This window comes from Paenibacillus sp. 7516, from assembly GCF_002272715.1.
Lineage (GTDB): Bacteria > Bacillota > Bacilli > Paenibacillales > Paenibacillaceae > Paenibacillus > Paenibacillus illinoisensis_A.
This window is the reverse complement of record NZ_NPBI01000002.1, coordinates 252472-268939: the sequence shown is the minus strand read 5'-3', so window position 1 is coordinate 268939 and position 16468 is coordinate 252472. Positions and strand designations below refer to the sequence as shown.

At 48.9% G+C, this 16468-nt stretch carries 11 protein-coding genes; 1 reads left to right on the top strand and 10 read right to left on the bottom strand.

What is annotated here, in order from left to right; all coding sequences use genetic code 11:
* Positions 1–6: 6 nt before the first annotated feature.
* From CHI14_RS01255 to CHI14_RS01220, 8 genes are all read right to left on the bottom strand, one after another.
* On the bottom strand, positions 7–852 hold the full coding sequence (locus CHI14_RS01255) for a carbohydrate ABC transporter permease (protein WP_095286591.1): 846 nt from the start codon (positions 850–852) through the stop codon (positions 7–9).
* A gap of 53 nt (positions 853–905) precedes the next feature.
* A complete protein-coding gene (locus CHI14_RS01250) occupies positions 906–3488 on the bottom strand; it encodes a DUF5696 domain-containing protein (RefSeq protein ID WP_249280952.1) in 2583 nt (860 codons plus the stop codon).
* A 16-nt stretch (positions 3489–3504) separates the two neighbouring features.
* A complete protein-coding gene (locus CHI14_RS01245; RefSeq protein ID WP_095286590.1) occupies positions 3505–4140 on the bottom strand; it encodes a Yip1 family protein in 636 nt (211 codons plus the stop codon).
* A complete protein-coding gene (locus CHI14_RS01240) occupies positions 4124–5587 on the bottom strand; it encodes an NHL repeat-containing protein (RefSeq protein WP_249280951.1) in 1464 nt (487 codons plus the stop codon). The genes CHI14_RS01245 and CHI14_RS01240 overlap by 17 nt, the downstream gene beginning before the upstream one ends.
* Positions 5588–5602: 15 nt before the next feature.
* Positions 5603–6478, bottom strand: a complete 876-nt coding sequence (locus tag CHI14_RS01235; protein WP_076288847.1) for a carbohydrate ABC transporter permease — start codon at positions 6476–6478, stop codon at positions 5603–5605.
* Positions 6479–6480: 2 nt separating this feature from the next.
* Positions 6481–7398 (bottom strand): carbohydrate ABC transporter permease, encoded by a 918-nt coding sequence (locus CHI14_RS01230; protein WP_481856380.1) that lies wholly within the window; start codon positions 7396–7398, stop codon positions 6481–6483.
* Between the two features lie 58 nt (positions 7399–7456).
* Positions 7457–10354, bottom strand: a complete 2898-nt coding sequence (locus CHI14_RS01225; protein WP_095286588.1) for an extracellular solute-binding protein — start codon at positions 10352–10354, stop codon at positions 7457–7459.
* A gap of 112 nt (positions 10355–10466) precedes the next feature.
* A complete protein-coding gene (locus tag CHI14_RS01220; RefSeq protein WP_095286587.1) occupies positions 10467–11822 on the bottom strand; it encodes an extracellular solute-binding protein in 1356 nt (451 codons plus the stop codon).
* A gap of 283 nt (positions 11823–12105) precedes the next feature.
* Between CHI14_RS01220 and CHI14_RS01215 the strand changes: the two genes are divergently transcribed.
* Positions 12106–12861, top strand: coding sequence for a helix-turn-helix transcriptional regulator (locus CHI14_RS01215; protein WP_141236626.1), 756 nt, complete (start codon positions 12106–12108; stop codon positions 12859–12861).
* 199 nt (positions 12862–13060) lie between these two features.
* Here CHI14_RS01215 and CHI14_RS01210 read toward each other — a convergent pair whose 3' ends face one another.
* Both CHI14_RS01210 and CHI14_RS01205 read right to left on the bottom strand, forming a co-directional pair.
* Positions 13061–14683, bottom strand: a complete 1623-nt coding sequence (locus CHI14_RS01210; RefSeq protein ID WP_095286585.1) for a response regulator — start codon at positions 14681–14683, stop codon at positions 13061–13063.
* Positions 14684–14686: 3 nt separating this feature from the next.
* Positions 14687–16438 carry a sensor histidine kinase gene (locus CHI14_RS01205; RefSeq protein WP_481856375.1) on the bottom strand — a complete coding sequence of 584 codons (1752 nt, stop codon included), beginning with the start codon at positions 16436–16438 and terminating at the stop codon, positions 14687–14689.
* Between the last annotated feature and the right edge of the window lie 30 nt (positions 16439–16468).

The following is a 16468-nucleotide window of genomic DNA, read 5'->3' as shown; positions in this document are numbered from 1 at the left end:
TCCTTTCTAATCTTGATAGAAGACTCGTTTCGAGAAAATAATGGATACAATCACGAGAATGATGGCAATCGCCAGAAAATACACCCATGCCATCGCCGAGCTGAGGCCAAAGTCAAATTTCACGAATCCGGTATCCCGGATCAGTTCAGTCATGGCGTTATTGGCAAACGAGTCGATAATGGTGTAGATCGCATTGACAAAGATCAGCGGACTGACCATCGGGAATGTAATCTTCCAGAATGCCTCGTACCCGGTAGCACCTTCCATTTTGGATGCCTCATAGAGCTGAGGCGAAATGGTCTGGATGCCAGCCAAAAAGATCAAAATCTGCACGCCCGACTGGCTGACAATCTGATAGATCCGATCCACGGCACTGCTCAGATACGTCACGATCCATTCGCTCACCCCGGCATCCAACATCAGATTTTCAAGCTCAAATGTACCTAGTGCGCTTCCTCCAGTACTGTTCTGATTAACAGCATCAATCAAGCTGGTGCTCTCCAGTGACATGATGACACCGGATGCCAAAATAACGGGCAAGAAGAATATGGAACGTGCCATAGCCCGGCCTCTGAACTTCTGGTTCAGGATAACGGCGAGAAACAGGCTAAATATGACAATTAGCGGCACATTGACAAGCACATCGGTAATCGACTCGATCAACGCCCGGTTAAAACTGGTATTAACGGTGAGCGCCTGAATATAGTTGGCAACCCCGGTGAATTGAATGGCAATACCTTCCGCATTGGCCTGAATCGTGCTCATGCTGTAACGCAGCGACGCGAGCAGCGGGATGAAGAAAAATAATACAAACCCGACCAGCCATGGAAGCACGTAGATGACGCCCCACATGGCTTTCTGCTGAGCATACGTACGACTTCCCGATTTCCATTTCAGGAGTGTCTTCAGAGCTGCTCACCACCCGTCACATAACCTTGGGCTTCCACGGATTGGCCCTCAATCTCTACAGGAAAATCATTATAATTCACGATCACGAAGCCCCCGCCATCATAGGTTGTTCGGTACACACCTTCCGCCAATGCTTCATGCGACTGCATGGAACGCTTGGCAAATGGAAGATTGGTCTGATTGACCTCGCTGTACATCTCGGCAGCCAAATCCACCCACTGCTCGTAATTTGCTGCGTACAGATCGTCATAATCGGTCTGTTTAACTACATGATTAGGCGCATTAAACCAGGCAAAGTACGGACTCGCACCGTATTCGATCAGCTTCAGCACATATTGTCTCGGGTTCGTATACGTCGACAGATTGTAAGGAGATCCCGTGTAACTAATATTTCCATGAACCACCAATTGAAAGAATGGAATCTCCTCATCCTCCAGTTTGAACTGACTGCTGCTCATTGGAGCATCCGTCAGTCCGGTAACATAAGGCAGGGCGTAGCCATTTCCACCTTCGGCAACAACGGAGCCTGCCTGCTGTTTGATCTGTTCCAGCGCTTTGGTGACCACGCCCAACGCTTCCGTTCGATCCAGCAGCTTCTTGGGATTCATATCGCTGTTCAGCTGTTCAGCTAAATCCTGCAGGCTCAATGATTGTGCCTGCGCTTCTTGTGAAATAGACTTCATCTCATCCAGCATATCTGTTGTAACTTGATCCAGCTCGTTGGGCGAAAGTACATAGGATGGTGACCTTTCGCGGTCACGGCGCTGTAAGGCTTGATTCATCGGATACACAACAGCCGGTTCCTGGGTTAACGTTCGTGAAGCCTCTCTATTTGGTTTAAACCCTTTCTTCGACTGCACATTCAGAAGAGCTATATCCGGATAAAATCCGATACCCGCTTCCCGTGCGTAATTACTAAATTCGCGCATGCCCTTCTTGCCACCAATAGCTCCATCCACCGAAATGGAATCCGGCAGCCTGTGGTGCAATCCATCATTGAACCATCCGGCGTAGCGAACCTGAATGTCGGATACATTTTTCTCCGTCAGCGTGGACAGAATCTGCTTGGCTTCCTCAAAGGTCGTAAGAGCCTCTGTCGAATCATAAGGAATACCCATCATATGCTGCCGGGTTGTCATCCCGCCGAACAATTTCAGATAAAATGGAATTCCGGCCTGTTCTTTACCTACTTGCTGCTCGGGAAGTCCGCCGGTTTGCAGCAGATAATTCCGATAGAGTTCGGCCAGCCCAGAGTAGGAAGCCTTCTCCTCGCCGACAAAGGCGTATCGGACAACAAAGTCTGACGCTGTCGGTTTCTTCTGGAATTTGGGAAGTGTTCGCACCATGTCACTTGCCTGAAGCGTTACATCGCTCTTGTTCATGACATAGAAGCTTGGATATACGTTGTTGTAGCTGTTCAGCTTGCCGCTGATATCCGCATTCACCACTGCCACAGCGTCCCCTTCCTCGATAATGCCAAGGAAAGCTCCCTCTTTGCGAATCAGTCCAAAGACCGGCAACCGGGCTTTGGCTTCATTCGAGCCGGCTTCCCGCAGCTTCATTGTCAAGTCAGGGCCGTAAACATCTTGTTGATAACCGGGATACTGGAGCTTGCCATTGTTAAAATGGATCAGTGCTCCCGAGCCGTCCGGTACAAATATCGAGCCCTCTTCATTCGTGCCTCCGGCTCCGAAATATTCCAGTACGGATATCGTGTTGATCGGATATTCTTCCGGAAAATGAATGCCGGATGCAGGAACACGCACCAGCAGATTCTCACCATCCAGTTCGTACTCCAGAGTCATCATGAAAAGCCGCGGTCCACTTCGCTCCTGATCGATCCCGTGTTCGGCATGGTCCTGTGCCAGGTCTTCTTCCGTATAACCAGCCGTGTCAAATGCCTTGAGAGCACGAGACAGCTGAAGTCCCTGCAGGGCCTTATCGATTCGAACATAGACACCTTCTTCTTTGTCTTCGGTATACCCGATCTTCAAGGCGCGTTCTCCTGCCTTGTCGAGCTGCGCTAACAACTTTTGCTCAAATCGTTCCTTGCTGATTTTGACCGGCAAATCTTCAATGGAGCGCTCGGTGCTCCCGAACTGATAGTGAACCCGGACCCCGCTTGGCATAGCCTCATAGCTAACCTGCTTGTGACCGATGCTATCCGTATAAGAGTTCACCGTACTGCTCTGACCCTGGTTGTTGAAAAAGCTAAGTCTGGCTTGGGATGACAGAAGATCTTTGTTAATGCCGGCTGCAATCCCGTCCTGCTCTCGATCTGCCGGATTGCTGCGCCAGATCTGTCCGCTCTTTCTGTCCAGGACAGCAATCTCTGCCGTCTTTTCATCGATAAACAGCTGCAAGGCTTCATTCCTGGCAATACCAATCATGCCTGGCAGGCGAGGATCGCTGAAAGAAGATTTCAGTTGTTCTCCGGGAGGCAGGGAGGGAAGATCGGCCTGATCTACAGCTGCTGCTCCCTCACGAGCTTGCGGTGATAGCGAGAACTGGCAACCACTTAGAAGCAGACTGCCAATCAGCAGCATTCCGGTTATTTTTTTTGCTACAGCATATTTCACTGGATGTCCTCCTTCCTTAGCCCCGAAGCACGATTTCTTGATAGATGGTTACGACAAACGATACGATCTGCTGCACCAGACTGAAGAAAAGCAAGCACAGAAAAGCCATAAAAGCCATGGCTACCAGGGTAAGCAGCATCGTAAGTACCGTCTTAGCCGGTGTGTACTGATGAACGGTCATGTTGCCCACGAATAACAGATACACCGTCCAAGCCACAGCAAGTGCGTTGGAGAAATAATAAAAGGCTGTCTCCTGCGCGGAAATGACGAGACTCAGCCAGATCCACGGGAAATGAATCAGGAGCAGCGGCACCAGTGCAAAACACGTCGACATGAAAATCTCCGAAAACTTGCCTTCTCCATCCATAAGGGTCGTTAACGACCAGTTGGCCACACACCAGAACAGTACCGGGATCATGACATACAACACTTCAAGCAGGCTGTTTAGATACTTGGGATTGTTAAAATTAATGAGAAATCCGCTGTACTGGGCATGCAAAATCTTGGTAACCGTCAGCAGCAGCATAATCATACAGGCAATCAGCAATGTCGTTCGTTGATTACGTTCATATTTCAGTTCCCAGTACCCATCGAACGGGTGAAAGATGAGATGCAACGGATACTGGTATAGCTGCTTACTTGGCGCTTGCATTTGTTGTCCTCCTTTTCTGCCTGCGAACGATGACGACGGTTACAAACGCAGCAACAGCAAGGAATAGACCGGACATCATCCACGAAAAATGCTCACGCATCAGTTCCTTGCGGAACAAAAGAAAAGCTTTGGAGTAACCCTGCCGCTCCATGCTCCGTTTGAAGTATTGCGCAGACTCGGCGTAATCCTTCTGGCGAAGCAGCGACTTGCCAATACCCGCATAGGCATACTCCAGGTTCGCATTCATCTCGGCGGCCTTGGCGAACAGCACCGAGGATTGATCTTCATCTCCGTTGTAATAACTGCGTACTGCTTCGTGCAGCGTACGTCCATATTCCGTTATCTCGAATACCGTAATCTCACCGAGCGCCTTATCCAGCACAAGCATTCGGTCTCCTGCACGTTCCAATGCAACTGGTGTGTTAAACTGTCCCAACCGATTGCCTAACCCCCCAAATATATGGAGCAGATATCCATCACCGTTATAGGTGAATATTCTCCCTCTGTTGGAGTCAAGCACCGAATACATGTCACTGTCTCCCACGTCTACATCAATCAGGCGCGATGGCCCTGCTTCATTTGTGTACATCAGATCACCTTGTGGGTAATGATAACCTTGTCTGCGCAAGATATCGGTCCCTTGGGCATTCAGCTTCTTGATTGGATCTTTGCCGCGGTCACCGCTCGTGGCGTAGATGAATCCCTCTTCATCCATATCCAGGTTGGTGAATTCCGTCGGCGTGAACATGACCATCTGACTGCGCTGCTCGCGCGTGGCAAATCGTTTCCACAAATACTCTACCGGGTCAACTTGAACCCTGTTCGCCCCGATAAAGGAGGAAAATGTACCGTCGGCACTGAACTCCATGAATCCGTCAAATACACCCGCCGCCATGACGTAAATGCGGTCTCCTTTATCCATGACAACCCGAACGGGTTTGAATTGAAAATCCGCTTGTAACAGATCCGATTTCGGTTCAGCCACAACCTTGACCAATTGGCCTTGTTCATTCAGATGAACGACCCGTTGATTGTCGGTATCCGCAATGAGAAGATCCCCTTTTTCACTTACATACAGCCCTTGCGGATTATTGAACTGCTCCTTCTTTCCCTCACGTTTAAAGGAATCAATCGTCCGGACTAGCTTCAAATTACGATCCATTTCCACAATGCGACCATTGCCGGAATCCAGTACGAACACCCGCTGATCCGCTGTGACATGCATGTCACTGGGTTCTTTGAATGCACCGGCGTTCACTTTTTTTCCCGTAATGATGGACGTGGCCTCGTATGCTGCAGGAGCCGGAACGGAATCGCCCCAGTAGGAATATTGGTAAGCATCCTGCTTGCCATCTGCACTCGCGGGTGCTGCCTCCTGGCTGAACCACAGGAGGCAGACCATGCCCATGATGATCCAGCCCTGCTTGTTCCATGTGCTTTTCCGCACCTCGCTGCCTCCTTTCTACTCTTTCATGCCCGAAGTAGCCATCGTCTGCATGACGCTGCTCTGGGAGATGATGAACAGGGTAATCGGTACGATCATAAGCAGCAGTGCAACCGCTGCACCAACCCCCGCTCTCGCTATTCCTCCCTGAACAATCTGGCTGAGCGCGTAGTGCAATGTTTTAAGATTTTCACTGTAAATAAAACTTCCACCGTCTGTACCCCAGAGGGCGGGAAACTGCAATATCATCAGAGTAAGCCAAGCCGGCTTCACATTAGGCATCACAATACTCCAGAAAATCCGGTATTCATTCGCGCCATCAATCTTCGCTGCCTCCAGCAGTGCATCCGGGATCTGTTCCATAAACTGTTTCATCAGGAACAGTCCCAAAGAGAACGCCAGGGATGGCACGATAATCGAAGCATGACTGTTAATCCAGCCGAGCCAGGACATAACCATGTAGTTCGGGATGGCAGTGACATGCGGCGAAAACATGAGGGACAGAATGACAATTGTGAACAACACCTTAGAACCGGGAAAACGATATTTCGCTAGTGGATAAGCCGCCGCTGAGGCCAGAAGGATATGTCCTGCCGTCCCCAGGATCGTAATGAGCAATGTATTGGCAATATAGCGGGATAATGGTACCCACGAATTGCCCATCAGATTGATCAGATCCGCGAAATTCTCCGTTGTCGGGTTGTTCACCCAGAAGCGCGGTGGAAATATAAACAATTCATCCAGTGGCTTAAATGCGTTGTTAACAGCATAGATGAGAGGTAATACCATAAATGATCCAAACACGGCCAGCAGGGCAAACAGCATCAGGCTGACGGTAAATGACCGATTCAGTCTTTTGGGCATGCCGAACACGGCACGTACTTTGCTGGTCATTGTCATTCACCTATCTTTCTCAGCATTTTTTGCGTCAAGACGTTCGTACCAAGCATCAGTGCAAACAGCACCGTTGCAATGGCCGAGGCATATCCCATCTCGAAGCGAATGGTGCCGAAGTCCATCAAGTGAGTAACGACCGTATGCGCTGCATAGTTAACACTTGGGAAACCGGCCAGGGCAATCGAAATTTCGGCTACCGCAAATGAAGCCGTAATCTGCATGACGGCGCCAAACATGAGTTGGGGTCTCATCGATGGCAGGGTAATATACCAGAGCTCCTGCCAGCGATTTTTGATCCCATCCACGGTACCGGCTTCCACCAGCGAGCGGTCAATCGTCTGCAAACCTGCGATAAAAGCCAGGAAGCTGGTTCCGAGACTGAGCCATAGTTGAACGATAATGACGATGGCCAGCACGTATCTCTCATCTGCGAGCCATTGGATGGGTTCCAGGGTGACACCTAGACGCATCAGGAAGCCATTCATGTACCCGTAGCTGTCACCGGAGAAGATGATCAGCCAGATGAAAAACACGTTACCGGATATGGACGGAGCGTAGAATACCAGCGTCATGACTGCCCGGATTTTGGGCGACAGTTCATTGATGATCCACGCAAACAAAAAGCAAGCAATATAACTGACTGGGCCGGTGATGACGGCAAACAGCAGCGTATTTTTCAGAGCAATTAAAAAGACATCGTCCCCCAGGAACAGGCGTGAATAGTTTTGCCAGCCGATAAAACGGGGCAGCTCCAGCATATTGAAATGGAAGAAACTGAGACCAAGCGAAATGCCGACCGGTATGACAGTGAACATGAAAAAGATCAACATAAACGGTGCCATCAATACGTAATAGTGTCTGCTGAGATACAGATCCCGCTTCAAAAGGGACCACCGGCTCGCTGGACGCGTATGGATGGCAGGAGCGGCTGCTGTCTTGGTTGTTTTGGCTTGCAACCGTTACCCTCCCTTCCTTCTACTTCAGATTGAATTCCTTGCGCTTTAACTCGATTTCATCATCGATATACAGGACATAGTCCGACAGTGCCTCACGCGGGTTTTCGTTGGCGTTAACCACCTTACGGAATGCATTGTCCAGATGCCTGCCTGTGAAATAACCTCCCGGAAGCTGTGGGATACCTTGTACCCATTTCCATTGTTTCTCCAGATTTTGATAATCCTTCACAGGCCAAGGCAGCTGCTGCAATGCCTTAATATTCGCCGTCGGGTAGCGGGCAGCCGCTCCCATCAGGCCTTCCATTTCTCTTCCGTATTCGATCTGGGTCTGCTCATCGGTCCACCACTTCATGAATTTCCATGCAGCTTCCTTGTTGCCTGCATTTTCGAGCATCATCACGGCGCTGGTCGCACTGGCTACCTCATGCCTTATCGTACCGTCGGGAAGCTCAGTACCCGGAACAATGGTAAAATCCCAGAGGTTGCGAATTTCCGGTGCCATAACCGTCAGCATGTTGTACGTCGTATAATCGGCGATGCCAATCGGCATTTCCCCGGTACGGAACCGGTTTGGAAAGTCTGCCTTGAGCGGAAATTTGTAATTGGTATAGAACTGGGTCCAGCGTTTAAAAGCATCCATTGAAATCTCCGAATCCAGTGCACTCTTCTTCTGATCTTCCGTATAGAAGGTGCCATCATTCTGATACAACAGCATGGCAAAAGTAGAGTTCGGTACAAGGTTTGCATTGTTCAGCGTATCCTCGATGGGCAGATAGAACTCCATGTTGTGTTTTTGCAGAACCGCGATGGCGTTATAGACGTCCTGCCATGTCTTCGGGGGTTCAAGGCCCAGCTCGTTCAGGATATCTTTACGGTAGAAAAGCATCGGGAAGTGCTGCTGCTCCGGCAGCGCGTAGACCCCGTCATTGTAACGGTAAGGCGTCAGTCCGCTTTCACGGAAACGTTCGGAAATCTCTTCAAAGTCCGGGAACTTGCTCAGATCCGCTGCCGCATTTCTCATCGCATAGTTCACGGGAATGTCCTCGCCCATCTGCATGGCCACGTCCGGTCCTTCCCCCGAAAGCGTTGCAGGCAGCAGAATGTTGGGCGGAACAAGACGCAATTGTACCGAGACATCGGTATCCGGGGTAAACGAATCATCGATCAGACCCTTAAGCACCTGGGCCTGATCCCGTCCGGTCGTAATCCAGACGGTAATCGCGTCTTTCTTTTGCTCCACGTTGCCGATACTGTCGTAATCTTCCGTATAGGAAGCCACATAGGCACCCAGTTCATGCTTTACTTGCTGGATAGCTGAAGAATTCGCATCCGGCAAAGACCCACCTGGCTGGGATACGACAAGGTAATCCATCGTAATGGGCTGCTCTCGCACGGTCAGAATCCAGGTGCCAAGTCCGCCCACGTTAATCTTGAACGTATCCAATCGTTTCGGTACCGTCTCCGGTCTGGCCACCATATCCTTAAGCTGAATGACCATTGCATTCAGAATCGCAACTTTATCGCTCTGCTCACCCGTGGCCTGCTCCAGATAGGCTGCGACCGAGCTAAGTGTATCCGCCTGTCGTTCAAACACCTCCGTCATCTCCGGAATACGGCGTTCGAGCTGATAGTCCCGCAGCGGATCAGGCTGGTTCGAAGTAATCATTAATATTTTGCGGTACATCTCGTTCAGTTCCAGCACGCTGGACTCCACCGTACGAAGCAGCGGGGCAATATCACCCAGTGTGACCGTCATCCGAATGCGGTGTTTCCCTTTTTCAAGATGGAACTGATAGGGCTGTTCTTCTCCGGCTCCGAGGACTTGCGTTTGCCAGGAAGGACTGTAATTAAAACGAATGCGTTTCATTTCCTTGAAGGGTACCTTGCCGTCAATGGTCAGACTGCGGGTGGCATAAATGCCGCGCAGTTGATCCTGCTTCACCTTCAGCCCGATCTGATATAACCCGTCTTCCGGCACGTCAATTTCCCACTCAATCCATTCACCAGGCAGTTTCCAGTTTATCCCTCCAATGGCGTTAATCCGAATCTTCGAAACGTGATATGGCTCGAGTGAAGGACTGGATCGATCCGAGATGGGTGACAGTGTCGGCGAGGACTTGCTCGCTGCCTGCTCTGCCTGAACCTTCAGCATGACAGGAGCAGCCGGTTTCAAGCCACGTGTCTCATAACTTGCCTGCAAATCCGCATAGGAAGGGACGTCCTCTTCCTGATACAGTTCGATATAATCAATGGCCATGCTCTCTCTTAGCGAGGTGAGCGTTAAATCCTGTGTTCCCTTTTCAAAATAAAATTGGAACGGCTCCTCGAAGTAACCTGCGCTATCCCTGAAGGAAGCGAGCTGCCACTCGGGCTGTTCCACCTGTCTTGGCCTGAGATCGTTGCCGCGGTCATCCCGCCTGATGTCTTCTTCCCGATTGCCCCACACCCTGTCGAACAGCAGGACGTCAGCACCCCTGAATGGAACCTGCCCGTTTAGCTCCAGCCTGCGTTCAATCCCTGAACTCTTGCCTTCAACGGGATAATAATGGATGCGGACATGGTACAGACCACTCGATTGTACGGGCACATCCCAGCGAATGCTTCCGGTTTCAGGCGTAATGACGGCTTTGCCATCCAATCCTTCATATCCCTGTACAACTTCGAATGCTCCGCCTTCGGCCTGAACATAAGATTCGCCTTCAATTCGTATGACGGTATCCGGCTTGGCACTGCTGGCATGCATACTCAGATAATGTTCATAGCTGCTTTCGTCGTCCGTGTTCGAGACCGCTTCAAAATCTTCGAGCGCATGTACCGTTCCCGTGCTTTGATCACGCGATGGATAGATCGTCCAGATCGAGAACACTAAGGCCAGGACAAGCACCAGAATCAGCCCCATTTTCTTACGTGACCGCATGTTCGAATGTATCCCCTTTCCTGTAAGCGTAGCGACCATAAATCGGTTGACTAACTAACCCGGACAGACCACACCGATACTGATGCGTTCTGCCCGTGTATAGTGTAGGTGCTTATTTATATACCTCATCAATCGCTGCCTGGAAGGGAGCCTTGTATTTCTCAATCAGCGTAGAGACGGATACGCCCTCTTTAAGCTCTGCATCAAAGTCCCAGAATGGCAGGGACGGGAATGTATTGTGGTCGAGTACAAGCATGCCCTCTGCAACCTCTCTGGCGTTATTGATGTCTGCCTCATCCGTCAGGTGTGTCTCCAGCGTGGATTGGCCGGGATACTCGTAGATCGAATCGATCTCGTTAATTTTCTCCCAGATGTACATCAGTTGTTCCGGGTTCTCCACCGCTTTAGGAATTGTAATTGCTTGGTATCGTGATTCACCGGAGTGATATGCCGAAGCACTTGGCCCTTTGGGAAAAGGTACAAAGCCGATATCATAGTCCTTCATATCCGTCATAATGCCTTCCACTTCGTACATTGCCCCTGAATACATCAGCGTATTACCTTGACGGAAGAAGGTGGATGGTTCTGTCCAGTCACCGCCTTCTGAAGCTCTGCCGACTTTCTCAGTTGCTAGTTTGGACAGGAAGTTTAATGCTTCTTTGGTTTTCGGATCTTCTAGGTTCTGCTTATCCTCTTTGGTCAGAGAAGCTTCGTTGGAATACAAAATGGGTTCAAGAAGGCCCGTCTGAGCAAGTCCCCACGTATCCAGCTTGCCATCATTGTTACGATCCTTGTTTGCTTCTTTTGCGACGCTGAGGAATGTATCCCAGTTCCATTCATCGGCATCCACATATTCCTGCAATGGCTTCATGCCCAGTTCTTGCATAAGGGTCCGATTATAGAAAATGCCATTGATAAACGAAGACTGATCTTCGGTAAACCCATATCCCTTGCCTTCGTACTGCATATATTCCTTGGTCGTTTTCTGGTTGAATACCTTGTCGTTTTTGATATAGTCATCTACTGGCCACAACAGATCCTGTTTGGTTAATGCGGGGATGGCGTAGTCCTTACCGAGCCTTACAAAGTCCCCAAGCGGTTCACCTGCCATCAGGGAAGCCACCACTTTCTCCTGATACTCACCAAAGTCGATGGAAATATATTCGATGTTAAAGTTGTGTTTTTTCTTCAGTGCTTCCAGATTTTCGAGGCGCTGAATATTGTCCGGGTTATTGTCCTGAATCTCCATATCCCACCAAGCAACCACTTTGATGGTCCGGCCGCCCATATCAAAATCCATCTCCGGCGTGGAGTTTGGATTCACGGGCTCATTTTCGGCAGGTTGTTGTTCCTCCTGAGGTGCCGGTTTCTCCGGTTCAGGTTGCGCGGTTGGCGTAGAACTGCATGCAGCAATGAACAGCATGACCGCGAACACCAGGCTCAGCAGCATAAACTTGTTTTTTCTCATCGTCTTCCCCCCTGATTGTCGTTTGCTCCCACAGTGTATCTCTCGAATGAAAGCGCAAACAACCTGATGAAACTTAGATATTTACCCTGTCAAATTATAGAAATGCGAGTTTTTGAAGAGATACGCTGTCTTTTTAATGTGAATTGGTAAAGAAATGCACTGTCTGCAAAAAGTTGCACATTGTATGCGCTTTCTTTTATTCCCATAATAAAAATATGCCTTTATCCAGAGATGAACCGCCCGCACGAAATTCAGGAAGGTGAGGTCATGCTTCTTGTACAGTATGCTGCTTGTCGATTACAGTCGCCGTTGGTGCAGAGAACTTCAGCATCTGCTGAACCAAAACAAATCGCAGTTTGTGATCGGTGAATGTGTCCACTCTGCTCCTGCAGCCCTGACTGCTTTGTCTGAACGCCAATTTGCCATTGTTGTTGTATTTACGGAGCAGTATGATACGGCCGGGCTGTGGTTATGTCACCACATACGGAAAACAAGTGATATTCCAATCCTTCTGCTAGGTGGAAGAGATCACTACCGACTTGTGCGGAAAGCACTGGCTTATCAGGTAAATGACTATTTGTCTGGTCCAGTACGTCCCTCTGATTTGCTGAACAGTTTACTTGGAATGCAGAGCAGGCTGAGCTCTGAACCAATCAAACAAAGTATGCCTAGTAAAGCCCCTATTCCAATCTACGGAAAAGCAATGAACTCCAGTCATGTCATCCGACTTGTCAAAGCCTATATCCGGGATCATCTGGGGGATGAAATCACGTTAAGGAAAATTTCCGATATGCTGCATTTCAATTGCGCCTACCTGGGCCAGAAGTTCAAGCTGGAGGAAAATATGTCTTTCACGGATTACTTGCTTCAGCAGCGTATGGAGAAAGCTATGCAGCTTCTATCCTCTACCAGTTTGCGAATATACGAAATAGCTGTAGAGGTCGGTTATAAGGATATTGATTGGTTTTACAAAAAGTTCAAATCGTATACCGGTTCAAGTCCCAATGCCTACCGGAGACAGAAAACCCATACGGCATAGGTATGAATTAATCTGTTTACTATTTGGAACTCTTCCAGTCAAAACCAAAAAAACGCAGGAGCAACTGCTCCTGCGTTTTTATCATATCCGGATCCTTATAACATCTGATGAAGACAGTTAACCTATCGTAAATGTACGAAAGCATAGTTGACTCTTGTAAGTTGTCCCAGCCAATCATTTCTGTTTTCTTGCATTGCCGCTATCGAACCAGCAAGGATTCGCGATATTCCTGCGGTGTCATACCTGTCAGCTTCTTGAACAAACGAGTAAACGAATGAGCTGCTTCATAACCGACTTGCAGCGCGATCTCCCGCACCATAAGATCTGTATGGGCCAGCAGCTCCTTGGCTCTTCGAATGCGGCAATCGTCAATAAACTCGGACAAGTTGATCCCGGTTTCCTGCTTGAAGAACCGGGAGAGATAGGATGGGTTGAAATGATTCAATTCAGCCAGTCGGACCAAGGATAAATCCTTCTCAAGATTATTTTTGATGTACGTGCATATCGTTTGGGTCACCAAATTAGCCCGTTCCGCTTCATTGGCCTGTTTGAATTGAACCAACTGATCAGCTGCCTGGTACAGGTTGTGTACGGCCTCCCTTATACTTCGATAATCTCCGAGATGAAGAAGGCTTCGGTGATCAGGGATCTCATGCGGAAGCCCCCAACGATTGAATGTGGTGTACAGCATCAGTGCCAGGTGATAGTAAGTCTCCATCGCTCGCTCCATGATCATGTCCTGATGCAGCAATTCGTTGATCAACTCTTCAAAGACGTCATAAAAAGCCTGGAACCTGCCGGTTTCCAAATAACCGATCATTAATTCGATCCGGCTTGAAATGCGGAAGTAATCCTTAGAAGCCCCCACTGCAGGTTCTTCAGTTTTATCTGTTAACACCATGGATACCCCATCCCCGATCTTCATCCATTGCAGGAGACGCAACCGTTCGTATTGTCTTGGAATTCGGGACCATGGACAGCCCTGTCCGCTTAATGCGAATGCAATGGATACACCTAAGGAAGACTGGCAAGCTTCTTGTACAAGTTCCAATGTACCTTCGACATAGGTGACAAAATGATCGTCCGGGCTGACGTTCTCTCTATTCGGTTGAATCAGCCAGACCGCATCGCCATAATGATCGGTTACGCTGGCAGATATCGCATGTTCACGGATAAGTGAAGAGCCGATCACTCGAATGGATGTTTGAACATGTTCGAGATCAGCCGGGTTTACAGGAATCGTGTTGAATCGTCCAAGCACCAGGAACACCGGGGAGTCGGCTTGCAATTCAATGTTTCTTCGGGTCAGCTCAGCTTGGATCTCATCTGCTGAACCGGGCGGCTTACACTGCTGAAGAAGCTTACGCACATATTCCTCCTGCTGCAGCGCGGCTAATCTGGAAGTAATCTCATCAGACTGTTCCAGCACTTCATTCATGGTATGACTTTGCCGAATCTCTTCGATCACCTGTTCGACCACGGTCATCACTTTGTCATAGCCCTCCGTTTTGAGTAAATACCTTACGTTGCCCATTTGAAAAGCCTTGTAGGCATAATCAAAATCACTATGTCCTGTCAAGAAAATAACGCGGCATTGCGGCCATCGGGCCTTAATCTCCTCGGTAAGCTCCAGGCCGCTTGTTCCCGGCATGCGGATATCTGTCAGTACAATGTCTATTCTGGAGCGCCGCATCCAAGATAACGCCTCCGCAGCAGAGTATGCCTTACACACGTCAAGGTTGTCTGGCATATATCTGGCAAACGTCTCATACAGACTATCCGTTATAATCTCCTCATCGTCCACGATCAAAAGTCTATACATTCGTTATTCGTCTCCCCTTCCTTCCGCCTGAATCCGAACAGCGACTCTGAGCCCCTGCAGCTCACTCCTTGAGAGAAAAAGACCGCTTTTTTCCCCATAGGTCAGTCTAAGGCGCCGGTGTATATTCATTAATCCGGTCATTTCATCTGTACTTGTTTCATTAAGTAGCCGCTCCTGGAGGAGCTCAATATCTTCCATTCGCAGCTCGTTTCCGTTGTCTTCCACGACAATTTCGATATAGGATTCCTCCATATAGAAATGTACGCGCAAGAGACCCATGTCTGTATTTTTTTCAAGACTGTGCTCGTAAGCATTCTCAATAATCGGCTGAATAATCAGCCTGGGCACCTGAATCTGTTCCATCTCCAGGGGTACCTGCCCGAAGTCCACCTTGATGCGTCTGGAGAATCGTAGCTGCTGAATTTCCGTATAGATTCTCGAATGCTCCACCTCCTCCTTCAAGGGAACATGATCTGTCCCGTTTCGGGTGATGAAGCGGAAATACTCGCCAAGCATGTTCGTAAATTGTTCAATGCGATCCGTATCTCCTGTTCTGGCTAGGGAATTCAAAATAAAGAAGCTATTGTACAGAAAATGCGGATTAATCTGGGATTGAAGCTGTTTTAATTCGGCCCGCTGCATCATCATGGTCATTTTGAAATCACGGTCAATCAGCTGTCGAAGATTTTCGATCATAAGATTGAAACGGCTGTACAAAAAACCGAATTCATCTTTTCGATGATGGTTGATTGGAATGTCCAGCACGCCTCCCTCCATTTTCTTGAATCTTTTGACAAGCAGCAGCAGCGGCATGTGGATCAACTTGTAGCTGGAATACAGATACGCCGCAATGGCGATGAATGAAGTGATGGCAAAAATCCAAGCCCATTGAACAAATCTGCTGAGAGGTTTGGTTACGATTTCCTCCGGCAAATAGGTGGCTACGGACAAGCCCAGCGTACTTATATGAAGCTGGTTCACATGATACATGGTATCGTCCACACTCACCTGAAAGTTGCTTTGCGGATTCGTAAGGCTGGACTTGCGGTGACTGGATAGAATGGCATCACGCGGCTGGTCCGAGATGGCAAGCCCCGTTTGGTCCTCAATCAGCAATGTTGCGCTCTCGGGATACAGATTAAGCTGTGACAATTCATTCTGAACTTCAGCGTTATCCAGTTCAACTTGGACAACAAACAGCGGTTCCTTACCTCTTTGACCAGTTAGTCGCACAGCGCTAAGATTCAGGTTGTCACCTTTCACAGTAAAGCGAATCCCTTTTTCTTCTCGAGTTGAGCTAAAGTAGCTAAAGGATTCCTGATCAAAGTCATCAATGCCCTGCACGGCCGATACGCTCTTGTTGACTGAAGGGATATGTACGTAAACGTTCCTGATGTATGAACTGCTGTTTTTGAAAGCAGCCAATCGTTCCGATAAATAATTCAACGATTCACGTCGTTCCACTTGATCCATCATGTTCCATAGAATGGCAAGCCGGTTCAGTTTGCGGTCTTCCGCAATGTCGAACTGCTGCAGCTCCATCCATTCAATCTCCCTGTTCAGCTCCGTGGCAAATTGGTTCAAACGCCGATCCGTCGAAAGCGATATTTCCTGGCTTGCCGTATCGTAACTCCAGTGATAGAGATAAACTCCAAGAAGAATCAGTGGAATCACAAACACCAGATAGGTCATGATTAATCTAGCAAATATGCTGTTGAGCCACGACTGGGCAGGAATTCTAAACAACCCTTTCACCTCCTGTCCACCAGGCTGAACTAGAATTTC

What these genes read in the sequence shown, in the direction of transcription:
- CHI14_RS01225 (WP_095286588.1), bottom strand. Translation starts at nt 10,354, where the DNA reads ATGCGGTCACGTAAGAAAATGGGGCTGATTCTGGTGCTTGTCCTGGCC.
- CHI14_RS01235 (WP_076288847.1), bottom strand. Translation starts at nt 6,478, where the DNA reads ATGACCAGCAAAGTACGTGCCGTGTTCGGCATGCCCAAAAGACTGAAT.
- CHI14_RS01255 (WP_095286591.1), bottom strand. Translation starts at nt 852, where the DNA reads ATGTGGGGCGTCATCTACGTGCTTCCATGGCTGGTCGGGTTTGTATTA.
- CHI14_RS01210 (WP_095286585.1), bottom strand. Translation starts at nt 14,683, where the DNA reads ATGTATAGACTTTTGATCGTGGACGATGAGGAGATTATAACGGATAGT.
- CHI14_RS01220 (WP_095286587.1), bottom strand. Translation starts at nt 11,822, where the DNA reads ATGAGAAAAAACAAGTTTATGCTGCTGAGCCTGGTGTTCGCGGTCATG.
- CHI14_RS01215 (WP_141236626.1), top strand. Translation starts at nt 12,106, where the DNA reads ATGCTGCTTGTCGATTACAGTCGCCGTTGGTGCAGAGAACTTCAGCAT.
- CHI14_RS01245 (WP_095286590.1), bottom strand. Translation starts at nt 4,140, where the DNA reads ATGCAAGCGCCAAGTAAGCAGCTATACCAGTATCCGTTGCATCTCATC.